At 48.5% G+C, this 12,914-nt stretch carries 17 protein-coding genes; all 17 read left to right on the top strand.

The genetic code is table 11. The features are described from left to right. Position 1: 1 nt before the first annotated feature. The 17 genes from MFF31_RS18675 to MFF31_RS18595 all read left to right on the top strand — a co-directional run bounded on the left by MFF31_RS18675 (position 2) and on the right by MFF31_RS18595 (position 12,857). Positions 2-601, top strand: coding sequence for a hypothetical protein (locus tag MFF31_RS18675; protein ID WP_238189929.1), 600 nt, complete (start codon positions 2-4; stop codon positions 599-601). Between the two features lie 9 nt (positions 602-610). After that, positions 611-889, top strand: a complete 279-nt coding sequence (locus MFF31_RS18670) for a hypothetical protein (protein ID WP_238189928.1) — start codon at positions 611-613, stop codon at positions 887-889. Between the two features lies 1 nt (position 890). Then, on the top strand, positions 891-1,154 hold the full coding sequence (locus MFF31_RS18665) for a hypothetical protein (protein ID WP_238189927.1): 264 nt from the start codon (positions 891-893) through the stop codon (positions 1,152-1,154). Between the two features lie 114 nt (positions 1,155-1,268). Then, positions 1,269-1,499 (top strand): hypothetical protein, encoded by a 231-nt coding sequence (locus MFF31_RS18660; protein WP_248565529.1) that lies wholly within the window; start codon positions 1,269-1,271, stop codon positions 1,497-1,499. 267 nt (positions 1,500-1,766) lie between these two features. Beyond that, positions 1,767-1,967 carry a hypothetical protein gene (locus tag MFF31_RS18655; RefSeq protein WP_238189925.1) on the top strand — a complete coding sequence of 67 codons (201 nt, stop codon included), beginning with the start codon at positions 1,767-1,769 and terminating at the stop codon, positions 1,965-1,967. Next, the gene (locus tag MFF31_RS18650; protein WP_238189924.1) at positions 1,964-2,218 is read left to right on the top strand and encodes a hypothetical protein; all 255 of its coding nucleotides are present in this window, start codon (positions 1,964-1,966) and stop codon (positions 2,216-2,218) included. Before MFF31_RS18655 ends, MFF31_RS18650 begins: the two co-directional genes overlap by 4 nt. Next, entirely contained in the window at positions 2,215-2,808 is a 594-nt protein-coding gene (locus MFF31_RS18645) for a hypothetical protein (protein ID WP_238189923.1), read from the top strand. Before MFF31_RS18650 ends, MFF31_RS18645 begins: the two co-directional genes overlap by 4 nt. Positions 2,809-3,063: 255 nt before the next feature. Beyond that, positions 3,064-3,504, top strand: a complete 441-nt coding sequence (locus MFF31_RS18640) for a hypothetical protein (protein WP_238189922.1) — start codon at positions 3,064-3,066, stop codon at positions 3,502-3,504. Between the two features lie 178 nt (positions 3,505-3,682). After that, positions 3,683-4,615, top strand: a complete 933-nt coding sequence (locus MFF31_RS18635; RefSeq protein ID WP_238189921.1) for a hypothetical protein — start codon at positions 3,683-3,685, stop codon at positions 4,613-4,615. A 124-nt stretch (positions 4,616-4,739) separates the two neighbouring features. Continuing rightward, positions 4,740-4,940 (top strand): hypothetical protein, encoded by a 201-nt coding sequence (locus MFF31_RS18630; protein ID WP_238189920.1) that lies wholly within the window; start codon positions 4,740-4,742, stop codon positions 4,938-4,940. After that, positions 4,930-5,406: a helix-turn-helix domain-containing protein gene (locus MFF31_RS18625; RefSeq protein WP_238189919.1), complete on the top strand. Its 477-nt coding sequence runs from the start codon at positions 4,930-4,932 to the stop codon at positions 5,404-5,406. Before MFF31_RS18630 ends, MFF31_RS18625 begins: the two co-directional genes overlap by 11 nt. 11 nt (positions 5,407-5,417) lie before the next feature. Continuing rightward, entirely contained in the window at positions 5,418-5,915 is a 498-nt protein-coding gene (locus MFF31_RS18620; RefSeq protein ID WP_238189918.1) for a hypothetical protein, read from the top strand. A gap of 162 nt (positions 5,916-6,077) precedes the next feature. Beyond that, positions 6,078-7,772, top strand: coding sequence for a terminase (locus tag MFF31_RS18615; RefSeq protein ID WP_238189916.1), 1,695 nt, complete (start codon positions 6,078-6,080; stop codon positions 7,770-7,772). Between the two features lie 29 nt (positions 7,773-7,801). After that, the gene (locus tag MFF31_RS18610) at positions 7,802-9,433 is read left to right on the top strand and encodes a phage portal protein (RefSeq protein WP_238189914.1); all 1,632 of its coding nucleotides are present in this window, start codon (positions 7,802-7,804) and stop codon (positions 9,431-9,433) included. A 552-nt stretch (positions 9,434-9,985) separates the two neighbouring features. Then, positions 9,986-11,500 (top strand): minor capsid protein, encoded by a 1,515-nt coding sequence (locus MFF31_RS18605; protein WP_238189912.1) that lies wholly within the window; start codon positions 9,986-9,988, stop codon positions 11,498-11,500. Beyond that, a complete protein-coding gene (locus tag MFF31_RS18600) occupies positions 11,497-11,775 on the top strand; it encodes a hypothetical protein (RefSeq protein ID WP_238189909.1) in 279 nt (92 codons plus the stop codon). Before MFF31_RS18605 ends, MFF31_RS18600 begins: the two co-directional genes overlap by 4 nt. A 302-nt stretch (positions 11,776-12,077) precedes the next feature. Next, positions 12,078-12,857, top strand: a complete 780-nt coding sequence (locus tag MFF31_RS18595; protein ID WP_238189907.1) for a hypothetical protein — start codon at positions 12,078-12,080, stop codon at positions 12,855-12,857. Positions 12,858-12,914 lie beyond the last annotated feature (57 nt).

The following is a 12,914-nucleotide window of genomic DNA, read 5'->3' as shown; positions in this document are numbered from 1 at the left end:
TATGATTAAGGTTGAAATTATCACCGACGCCAGTCGCTACGAAATGCTGTTGGTAGACTTCGATAACTTGAAAGCAGCTGACGCCTTCGTAGGCAAAGAGCTTATGAAGAAAGATGAAGCTAAATTCCATTGTTTGGACTCTGTTCTAACGATTGATCTAGTAAATAGCAGAATTAAGTCTTACAAGGTATGGGTAACTAGCATCCTAGAAGATGCGAAAGAAATAGGGCAACTGCCCGAATTCATGCCCGCAGCTGCCCCTGAAGGTATACCCTACTTATGGCAAGATCGTACGAACTTCCTGGGTCGTAAGCTACGCATAGAAGGACTGGCCGTTGATTGGGGAGATAAGACCTACTACCTTCCTACAGAAGTAGACGGCAAACGGCCGCATGATGTCTTAGACCAAAGGAATTTAGAAGATCTTATGCGGGGAGTAACCGACCAAGGGGGACAAGCTGTAGTCGTAATTCCCCCACCTGTTACATTGATAGGAAGCGAAGCAGCTGCTTTCTTAGTAGACTTCGCACAGCAGCACAACGAAGACCCAGTAAGACCTGGCGACGTAACAGCCCGCGCTGCGGGGAGCGTACTAGAATAGGAGGCAGCTATGGATATGAAACGGTTTGCAAGTTTAACAAAAGCCATCACTTACTTCCCGCTAGCTGCGGAAATACGGCGCCAGGAGGCAATAACCTTACGATTGCTACAACTTTCCCATCGTACTGGACACGATATGAAGCAGTTGACAAATGAACTTCGACAGCGAACCATAGCCAGCCCATTACGCGCCGAAGATATGTTAGAAATTATGTACGAAGAATATAGCAGTGAACAGCTTGCGCTGGTAATAAAAGAAGGGGCGCTAGTCGTACCGGGGAGGGCGTAGAATGAACGATCTTGTTAAAATTCAGCGAAGCGATTTACTGGGTTATATGCACCTTCTCGAACAAAAAATGCTAAGTAACAAGATGGATTATAACCGGGTTTCACAGCTGACATTCGAAGGGAAAGACGGCACACTAAAGTATTTAAAGGAACAAAACCAGCTTCATAGGGATACCTGGGTAACATTAAATAGGAATGGCGCCAACGGATGTGTTGAGATATTTAACGCTACGAAACGGCGGGAAATTACCCGGCTTTTATGCTAGAAATGAGGTGCAGAAGATGAACTGGCTACGAATAGGGCTTAAACGTAGTGGTTTTATATGCTTATTTCGAGGTCATAAGCGCGAAAGCCGGGGCATATGGAACCCGCCGGAGGAATGGGACGCATGTTCTCGCTGTTTAAAGACGTGGGACGCATGAACGAGTCCCGGATATTAAAGGCGCTATTATTCATTACCCAGGAATCCGGGGGACTAGGCCCGGCGCAGCTTAACGTATGGATGGGCAAGCTAATGAAAGCAGGATATATAGAACACGAACAACGAAAGGTAGGCGACTGCAACCTTCCTTTCGTAATAATCACAGATGAAGGGAAGGCGAAGCTATGAGAATCTACCAAAATAACCCCAGGGGCTACAAAATCGGGCAGCATGTTACCGTAACCGAAGTCATTTTAGAATCTAATGAAACGCCGCCCCCCCAGCCGTGGGAAGGTCGGGTAATCAAAATATCATCAAGGCTATTAAACTGTCGACCAGCGAAGGTTTACCACGTAGAAACCAGCAATGGCGCCATAATTAAGTCTTGGTACAGACATATTTATAAGTAAAGATAAGCTGTTATAAAGCTAACTTTACTACTTAAAGGGGGCCGCCATGCGGGAGTTAATTGACCGAAGCAACGAAATTTCGGCCCGTACAATCGGTAAGAAAAGCGGCGTTCGATTTCGGAAGTACGACCACTGGGGCAGTTGGCCGATAAAGGCTTACGGCCCTGGATTGACCGGGGATAATGCCCCCGACTTCCAAACTTGGAAGGAAGCCTACGACTGGATAAGAGGGGAAGTGGAAGAATGAAGAAGCCTTACGAAATACCACGGTGCGACTGTGGAGAAGAGCTGCGGGCAGTTATTGTAACAACCTTATGTCCGACCATTAAAAAAAACGGGAAGGAATTGCATCAAGTAAGGCGTATAGTATCGGGCGTTAACGCTGCACGCTACTTACGTTGCTTACGTTACTTAGGCAATCAGCAATCTTGTAACGCATTATACGTAGCGAGCTTAGACGATAGAGGACGATTGGTCAGAGGGGAACGCACACGATGAAAATACGCATTTATTGGAAGGACGGTAATAGCACTGACCTTAATATAAATCGTTTTGGAGTGCTGGATAGAGAACTCCTGGATTTCAGAAACGTATTGCGAATAGACCAATTAAGCGAAGAAGGAATGCCGCTAATAGATTCGATGGTCTGCTGCTCCAATCCAAACCCGCAGACATTTGGGCCGAACGATGCCCTGGCCGGGACAACAACAGTATGTATGAACTGCGGCAGGCTGCAGGAACTAGGCAGACGGGAACACGAGGCATATGAAATGCTGCTAGCTGGGAAAATCGAGTGCCGGGGCGGCCATGTATACATGAAAAACACGGTTCCTTTAGGCCCTCGAATAGCGGAGGCTGCCAGGAAATTAGGTATACCGTATCTTGAAGCGCTGGACATGTCGTTCGAACATAAATGCCGTAAGTATGACTGTGTCCTATGTGGGAACGAACCCAACGAATCAGCGGTGCTACACGCTTGTCCGCAAAGGATACCTAGGGACAGTCCCCCGGATATCATAGAGAGGGGCTCGAAATGCTTTCGCTGCGGTTGGACGCCCCAAAAGCAGCCTGCGGAAAACGATATATAAATGCCGCGTTTCTTAAGGGGGGTACTCTTAGCATAGTAGCCAGCAAACGAAAGTCGGACTGCGAAATGACCCCCCCTAAGATTTGCAGCAGTCTTATATCAAAATATTAAAAGAGAAGAACAGTAAGTAATACTATACTTACTAACTATTAATAACTATATATATATAACTATTATTATTTATTATTTATATATTTATATTATATATAGTCTTTATTTCTTTGCCGGGTTAATGGCAATTTATGGGGGCTGGGGAATGGCGCATATTGAAGGCTACGTATCGAAGAAGAATATCATCCGCTGGCTGGAGAACTACGGCAGCCTGGAAGCAGGCGACCAAATCGACGACGGCCAGGTAGTAATCGTAAACAGCGGCCCGAAACAGACCGACGGCGTTAGCGGCGGGCGGCTGAATAAGATTATGTTAGACCAGGCGCTGGGGCAGCTGCGGCGCGAAATGTCCTTTTCGTTCTATTGCGTTCGGTTCACCTATATACGGCCGATCTTGCAGAAGGAAGCGCTACGTATCCTAAATGTACGTCGCCCGGTGTTTATCCGGGGGCTGGAACAAGGCGAAGAATACTTATTCCGGGTAATCAATGGCGGCGCCGCCGAAGAGAAGGAAAGGCTGGAAGGCTTGAAAGCCGCGCCAGGCAAGCTATTGGCTAAGATAATGTCGGAAAAAGTAGACGCTTGACAATTTACGCATATGGAAGGTATATTTATGGTAAGCTGCTTAACTTATGTCCCAAGACATAAGGAGGGCAAAATAGCGGGGGGCGGGCCTTTATAGGCTACGCCCCTTTCGTTTTGCGGAACAAACTTCAAGAAGTAAAGAAGTAAAGATAACTTTATCATATAGAGGGGGCGCGATAATGGCCGACGAAAAACTTAATACGCCTGCCGTCGCTGCTGACCCTGCCTACGATATGGCGAAGAAAAGCCGAATTAACGCAAAGGCCGACCAAAAGAACAGGCTAGAAATTATCCGGGGTCGGGAAGTCTTAACATGCGGGGCCAGGAAGAAAAAAGGGCCAGGCTTTTGTAAATCGACTGCCGGGGCCGGGACGCAGCACCCAGGATATGGCCGTTGTAAATATTGTGGGGGCAGTAGTACCGGGCCGAAGACAGAAGAGGGAAAATCTGTCGTTGCTAATAACCCGCGCAAACATGGTTTTTACAGCGAAGCTTTAAGCCCCGCAGAACAGGTTGCCTATGAAGAAGAACTGGTTACCGAATCAATGGGCTTGCAACACGAGATATACATGTTAAAAGCAAAGATAAAATTGTACTTAGTAAATTGGCGTAAAAAGTGGGAAAGCTTCTATAGCCGCAAGCTAGCAGAAAAGTACATAAAATATAAGTGCCTTAATCCCGACTGCGGCCGGACGATGGTAATGGGCGCCCTTGAAGGAAAACCGGGTTATTGTCTTAACGTTAAGTGTCAAGATAAGCGGCTAGAGTTAATTGATAGCTGGGTTGCTGAGAGAACTCATGAAGAAGCAGAAAAATATGCAGACACTCAATCGAGAGTGTGGTATTCCGAAGGCGAAGGCGCTAGGAGTTACTATCATGCTGGAAGCTTAGAAGATAGAACGCTAGACCGGGCTTTAAATACGTTAGGTCGATTAATAGAAAAACATGCCCGACTTAACCCTAACAGCAGCGACGATCTGCTAGGTCAAATTAATGCGGAGCTTCGCGCAGCATCAAAAGGCAAAGTAAGCATATCATGGGGCGGCGAAGCACAAGCGCGTCAAAACCCTGTAACTACGCCGAAAAACAGCCCCGAAAATGTTGGGAAATAATCTTAAAACAGGTTCATTAGAATAAACCACTGTGCGTGGTTCAGTTTACCGTAACTACACCGTTTACTATGGATAACAATTTGTGTATAATGATCTCTGTAGATAACGAATGTGGAGGTATCGTATGATTGATAAACGTATGGAAGAAGTTGCACAGCAAATTGAAGGTCTGATAATTTCGCAAATGAATAAAGGAATTCCTGGCCCATATCTTCCGCGGGAATTCTCAGAAGTTGAAAGGGCCTTCTTAATTAAAATTACAAGAGATAAACTCCCACGAACTTCATTTGTTCGTAAGGGGCTAGCGTGGGCATATGAGACCTAGCCAATTTGAAAGCCTAGAAGACTATGTAGCAGCGCATAGGTCGCAAACGCGAAAGAAGCAGTCCGAAGCGAAGCAGGGCGAAAAAAGTAGGACTGCTATACTTAATGAAAACCAGGTAATGGAGATACGCAACAAGTACCTACCGGGACTAGTTGGCACGAAGCAGCTTGCGAGGGAATACGGCGTTTCAAATACTACAATAGCAAGCATTGTAACCGGGAAAACTTGGCGGCATATCCCTATGGGCGACTATAGTAGCATCGAAGAATACCAGGCAGCGAAGAAGGACGAAGCTGCCGCCCGCCCTACCAGCCACGCGAATGCGAAGCTGGACAAGGAAAAGGTACGGGCCATACGCCAGCGATTCTCCGAAGGTGCTAAGAAGTTTCACTTGGCGAAAGAATACGGCGTTAATCCTAAGACGATAGACGATATTCTGCTATTCAAAATATGGAAAGAAGCATAGGGGACATGTCCATGGACGAGCAGACACCGCAGCGCCGCCATATTGCCGGATTAACCGGGCAATTCGATTCCTTGGAAGCCTACATGGAATTCCATAAAAAAGGCCGCCAAGAACGGACGCCCAGGGGCGAAAAACACGCTAACGCCAAATTGACCGAAGCCCATGTATTGGAAATTCGTAGAAGCTATGCTGCTGGGGAGAAAGATGGCCCCAGCTTAAGTAAAGAATACGGTGTTTCCCCTGCCAGCATTGATAATATCGTAAACGGGACAACATGGGGCCATGTAGACGGCATAAGCCAGGAACAGCTGACCACCATAAAACAGGCCCGAAGGTTGGAAAGCCAAGCCAAGGCTACGGATGCTACCAGGAAGCTTACTGAATCCGACGTACGGGCCATACGGGCCGAATACGTGAAGGGTAATGGAAAAGCACTTGCTGCGAAGTACGGCGTTAAGCAGCCGACCATATCGAACATTATCACGCGAAAAATTTGGAATCATATATAGGCTGCCTTCGGGCGGCTTTTTACATTTCACGAAAGGGGCGCGGATTATGGCACAGGGAACATTAGCCCAGGCAATCGAAATTCTAACGGCGCAAGGAGTAAGGCCGCAAGAATATAAGCACTTAAAACCTGACGCTATCATTAAGCTGGCCGGGTTACAGCCATGATAGACGGCAGCAGCGCGTATAAGCTAATCGAATACGATTACCTGGCAGATACAGACCCAATAAGCGGCGCGCCCACAGTAGTAAGCGTGCCGAAGACTGTAACCGAAGCCAGGGACGCCCTGCCCTACAATACGATAGCGAGCCTGGATGAACTCTTTCTACGGGAAAACATACGGACGGCCTGGCGGCTACTTCGTAAGAATGACCCGTATGACTATCAGCTGGAAGTAGCCGACGCTATCATATACTCGGCTTTACAGGGCTTAGGCTGGTTTATCGTGGTAATGATAAGCCGCCAGGCAGGTAAGAATGAAATAAGCGCCTTCGTGCAGCATTACCTGTTATTGTATGGCTGGTATCATGGCGAACGGATAAGCGGAGTTAAATTCGCGCCCGTTCATAAGCCACAGGTACAGGCCAGTATGGACAGGTTAGAAGGCGCTGACGCCCCTGACGCGGGCGGCATGGCCGGAAGTATCCTAACGAAGCGCACATTTACGAAAAGCGACGGCTATAAATATCATATAGGTAAGCCCCGCGATTCGAATAAATGGGCGTTTTTGTCTATTAACCCTACAGCGAATGTCGCTTCACAGACAGCCTTCACGCTGCTAGAGGGTGACGAAGCCCAGGATATAGACGAAGCAAAATGGAACCGGGACGCGCAGCCTATGGGGAGCTTTAACAATGCGACGACCGTACTTTATGGAGTTGCTTGGACGAAGGGTAGCTTTATATACCAGGGGATGCAGCAGGCCTATGATATGGAAGCCAGGCTAGAACCGAAACTAGGCTACAGACCGAAGCTAGTATTTAAGATAGACGCCGACCGGGTTATAGCAGCCGGGAATGCGAACTATAAGGAATTCTATGAAAACCTTGTAGCGCGACTGGGCGAAAATCATATAGCCGTACAAACGCAGTACCGCCTTACCTTCGTAGACACCATAGGCAAATACTTTAGTGACGAAGAAATAGCCAGGATATTCGCCAGTCTATACGAAACCAGGCAAGGGCCGAAGCCCGGAAGCAGCTATATCTTTTCTATAGACGTAGCCGGGCAGGAAGAACAGCCTACGGAACTGGCAGACGAAGTAGAAGCCGGGAACCATAAGCGCGACGCTACGATACTTACGATAGGCGAACTATTCCCGGACGGCGTTGTAGTCCCTGTAGCCTGGTATCAATGGGTAGGCAAAGGGCATACGCAGCAGCGGTTACAGATAAAGACAATACTAAAACACTGGAACTGTACAGGTGGCAGCGGGGATGCTACAGGGTTGGGCGAAGCGCTGATTTACTGGCTAATCGAACAGATGCCCGAAATGGAAATAGAAGCGTACAAATTCAAGGCCGCAGGTGACGAAAATAAAAGTAAGCTGGGATACCTGGCCTACTCTTACGTCAAAGGTGGCCTTTTCCGTATGCCACGACGCCCGGCAGACAATCCGCAGCAGGCTGACTTGTACGACGAAGCCCGCTGGCAGCTTGAAAACCTAGTAAGGGTAGCGAAAAAAGAACAAAAGATTAACTTTCACGTACCGCACACAGCAAAGCCCCGACGCGAAGGCCATGTACCCCATGACGACGTAGCTATAGGGCTTTTTCTGCTGATAAGGGCCGCGTACATGATAAAAGACCCGGAAGGCCGCAAAGCGTCGGCCTACAATCGGGATGATATAGGAGGGTAACTTCAAGATGACGGAAAGGAGGGGCTAAAATGGCGGTGGTAGGAAATATACCGAAGCTACTTTCAGCACAAGAGGGCCTGGTAGAAGCCCGAGCAGCTGCGGCCCAGTGGGTAGCTGAAAATAATGCATGGCTTAAAGGCGTGATAGCCAGTCATAAGACGCAGCTAGAAGAAGACAAGGTAGAAAAATACCAAAAAGCGTACGACGGATACCTGGATAGTATCGATAATCGGGACAAGGCCAGGGGTGACGATATAAACCATAAAATACAGGCTACGCTGGCTGGTGTGGTAATCGACTTCGTAGTAGATTACATGCTGGGGAAGCCCATCGTATGGGCCTTCGAAGACAAGGAAGACGGAGGCGAGCCAGCCCCGGAAAAGAAGAAGCTGCTGGAAGCTTACCGAAAAGAACTACTGGAACTTCTCGTAACCGAAGAAGGTCAGCGGGTATTGCGTGAAATGCTTACCCAGGGCAGCATCGGCGGGCAGTCGGCCAGCCTGGGATGGGTAGACGAATCCGGGAATATCGATTACGAGGAATTCCCGATACAGGAAATTATTCCAGTATACGACCCACGTAACAGACTGCGCCTAGTTATCCGGGCATATGAAACCCAGGTTTATACAGAGGGCGAAGAAACGCCGAAGACCATTACCAAAGTCGAAATATATGACCAGCGCTTCGTTACCTGGCTGGTAAGTGACGACGGAATGGAATACAAATTAGACCCAAACGAAGCACCCAGCGAGAACCTGGCCGCAGTCTTCGAACACATGGCCGCACGTATCCCGGTTTCCGTCTTTGTGAATGGAACCCCGGCGACTTACAGCGAAAGAAAGAAGAAGGCGGGCGTATCTGACCTGGCAGGGGGAATCATTGACCTGGTAGACGAGTACGCGAACGCCATAAGCGATAAGGCGAACCTGGTAGACCGCTTGCAAGACGCTTTCCTTGTATTCATCGGGGCAACCCTGGGAAATACGAAGAATGCAGCCGAAGGCGAAGTAATGGCTATGCGTAGAGCGCGGGCCATCGCCCTAAAAAATGGCGCGAGTGACGCGAAATTCATCGCACCGCCCCAGGACGACCAGGCCGTAGAAAATTACTTGAATAGGCTACGGGATACGCTGCACGAAAAGGCGTTTATCCCGAAACTATCCGATCTCTCGGGGGCTACGGCAACAGAGATCAACGTGAAATATGCGGGCGTCGATATTAAGGCCGGAAAGAAGGAAGTTTACTTTACCGGGGCTGTAAAGAATCTAGTAGCAATCCTTACCGACTTTCTTAATGCGCGTCGCTTAGTTAACGACGGCAAAGTAGACCAAGAAAAAGTCTATGACATACTTACCGGGAATCAGTCCCCCCCGGCCAGCGTACAGCTGTACATAGCCAGTTGGGTAGACTTCACGCTAAACCGTAACATGCCGCAGAATTACCTGGAAATCGCGCAGATTGTTGCGCAGATGGCCGGGATTGTGCCCGATTCGTACTTATACGAATTGCTATGGTTTATTCCCGATCCGAAGGCAGCTTTGGACGAAATGAAGACACAGAAAGAGCAGGCTGCGAAAGATGCAGCAGCAGCTATAGGATTCGGTGGAGAATTCGGCAGTACAAAAACGGTTGAAAACAATGACCAGGTAGAGGATGCATAATGAAAGGGGCGTAAAGTTATGGCTAGTAATCCGCAGCCACCGAAGAAAGCGGAATTAGATAAAGCCATAGCGGATCGAGAAGCTCGCTTGGACGCCCATGTAAACAAGTATAACGACATACTGGACAAGCGAGCAGCGCAGTACGCCGCAGAAATCGCACCTTTTTGGCAGAGAGCCGGGAAGGTTATAGGCGAAGAAATGGCGAAGATAGTAGGGGAAATCGTAGACGCTAACGGCGTACCGATTCGCAGGCAACCAATAGAGGCCGCCAAACGTAGAAACATGCAACGGGCGCTGAAACACTTGGGCAAACTGCTACGGTATGTAAGCGAAGCGGAACAGCCTGACAAACTTACGAATAACCTGGCTTACACTTATATCGATAGCCTATACTTCAATGCTTTTGGCTTACAAGAAGCAGCGCAAACTGCTATCTTTACCCCGGTAGTAACCAGCGCCCAAATAATGGGGGTACTAGCGAACCCCTGGTTACCCGATGGTAATACGTACAGCCAACGGTTACGTGCAAATACCGCCTTTTTAGGGTTGAAAATGCGGGAAGCAGTCGAAGAAGCTATACAAAAAGGCTGGGATACCCCGCGGATAGCGCGCCGAATTCAAGATATTGCCAGGGAAGGCTACCATAATAGCGTAAGACTAGCACGAACCGAGATGAATCGAGCAGCGGGGCAGGGTGCGAGCCATTTATTCATGCAAAATGCTGATCTGCTGGAAGGTAAACGCTGGAACGCAACCCTGGACAGCAAGACAGCTCCAAAGGACGCTGCCAACGATGGCAAGATATATGATCTAGCGTATGACACCCCGGAAATGCCGGGTATACCAGGTGCCCGAATGCCGAATCACCCGCATTGTAGATGCAAATGGACACCTAAGTTAGCTTCTTTAGGTGTAAGGGATGGGGAACGAATCGCCAGGGGTGACGGAGATACCCAGGACGCCTTCGGTGAACGGATTTACACGAAAGCGAAGGATTACCAGGCATATGCGAAGGAACGGGGTATAGATTTAGACGAAAGACTACGTAATGACAATCCTAGTCGGTACTTGCGTAGAAATGAACGTGGCCCGGCCCAAGTAATAGCGAAGGCAACTACAGCAGCTGCGGTTATAGCACCGTGGCTAGCAGAGACAAAGCAACTTTTAGGCGCTGGCGTCGATAGCGAAGAGCAGGCTCGGCAAGTAGGAGACGTCGTACGGAAGGAATTAGAACGCAGGGTAGCCGAAGTAGCACCTGCCCTACAGCTTCGTATAGACTTACTTACGGACGAAGCCGACGCGTTATACGAAGAAAGCAGAGAAAAAACAGACGCGATACTGGCTATGGCTTGGAGCGACCCGAATTATAATGAACGGTATAAGGAATACAATACATGGAGTGTCGAAAACAGCCGCCAGCTTACGGCAAAGCGGCAGGAACTTGACACTGCGAAGAAGGCCCTTACCAGGTTGCGCGGCGAAGAAGCTATAAAGGCGCTGGCTGAAATTAGACCAATGGGTAGCAATAAAGCCCATAATTGGGAAAGTGGTAGCCATACCAAGGCGAAAGATGCTATAATGCGGGCGCAGAGGTATTACCCGACTGATTGGCTAGAAAAATCGCACAGTTTTAACAACCTAGATGCGAAGGTAGTAAGCCGGGGCTATTATTCGGGTGGTCTTAAAGGGCATATTGCTGATTTCAAGATAAGCGGCAGCACGGACGACAGTTTAACCCGTGTGTCAGTACATGAGTTCGGCCATAGATTTGAACACGTTATACCCGGAATTAAAAAGCTTGAAAAGGAATTTTACGACCGAAGGACGGCTGGCGAATCCTTAGAATGGCTTGGGGAGGGTTTAGCATCTTCCGGCTACGCTAAAAGCGAAAAAGCGCGCTTCGATAAATTCCTATCGAGGTATATGGGTAAAGACTACGGCAATAAGGAAACATCGTACTTCGAAATCTTTACAATGGGTGCCGAAAGCGTCTTTACAGGAAGCTACAAGATTGAATCCGACCCGGATTACTATAACTTCGTATTGGGGGTACTGGCGTCTAAATGAGATTCGAAGCAGCTGGCAAAATAAGAACACACGAAGTAAATATAGCCTGGCAAGACGGAAGCTTAACTGGGAACGGAACGGCTATACGTATGGTAATAGCAGAAGCAGCTAACCTCGAAGGCGAACTGGTTGGCCCAGTAGGGCAGCAGACAGAAACCCAGCACTTACGTAGCGCCTTATCAGCTATGCTGATTATCGACCGGGTACTAACCACGGCTGTATACACCGGGGAAGTACCCGAAGCTGGTAGCGTACCCCCTGGGGCCGTTATCTAATGCAGCCTGGCCGCTGCCGACCTGGACACTAATACAAAAGGGACGCGAAACGCGCTGCAAATTTGCACGATATGTAGTTGATGATATGTCCATGCAAAATTAACCGTGCGTAGTTCACTACCAAATAGCCAGGGTCTAGCGGCCAGGAATTAAATAATAAATAGATTGGCCCCAGGCTTTTACAGATGAGGGCCTTTTCTATATACCCGGATAACGGGGCCAAAAAACTCGTTTACCCGTATCGAGAACAACGGGGCGCATATAGGGGCAGCCCTTAATACTGCGCTGGAAGGGATACAGTTATGGACTGGCTGAAAAAATTGCAGGAAAGATACCGCGCAGGAAAGATTACGAAGGACGTTTACGACGCGAAGGTAGCCGAAGGCCTGGAAGACGAAGTAATTAACCAGGAAGAACACGACGCAGCATTAAAATTTGACCCTAAAGCCCCGGAAGGCGGCGAACTGATCTACAGCCAGGAAGACGTAGACCGAATCGTAGTTACGAAGTCGCGTACCCTTCTGCGTAAAGAGTTGAAAGCCGCGGGAATCGAGCTGGACGTAGATAATAAGGGTCTTATGGCGCACGTAGTCAACCTGGTAAAAGGTGAAAAAGGCAAAGAAGGCGTTGTTACAGAAGTGGAACTAGCGACACTTCGTAAGGATGCAAGTAAAGCGAAAGCCCTGGGCGATCAACTTAAAAACCTTACGCTGGAAAACGCGGTACTTAGGAATGTGGGAGGTCAATATACCCCGGTTAATCCTAACCAGGTAGTACGTGCTCTGCGCGATTATGCCGATGAGATCGAGTACGACGAATACGATGTACCCGAAAAACGAAGCGTAGAGCTAGTACTTCGAAAGCTGGCAAAAGCTGAACCGAATCTATTTAAGTCTCCCGAAGACGACGACAACGATAATAATGGCGTTGACGACGATAAAAACGGAGCGAATAGTGGTAGACTCTCCGGGAAGACACCTGGTGGAGGGGCTAGTGGTGGTAAGCCTGCTAATAAGTCCAAAGAAGACGCCGCGTTGGCAGCCATGCTTTCCAGCGTAGGTATCAAGTCAGAAGGCCCGTAAAGAGAAGTGAAGAAGTAAAGAAGTAAAGACAACTTGAGTAAAAAATAGGAGGAATCA

Origin of the sequence: Paenibacillus sp. L3-i20, assembly GCF_022180385.2 — a bacterium.
Lineage (GTDB): Bacteria > Bacillota > Bacilli > Paenibacillales > Paenibacillaceae > Pristimantibacillus.
Note: the sequence above shows the minus strand (reverse complement) of the source record. Positions and strands in the feature narration are given on the sequence as shown.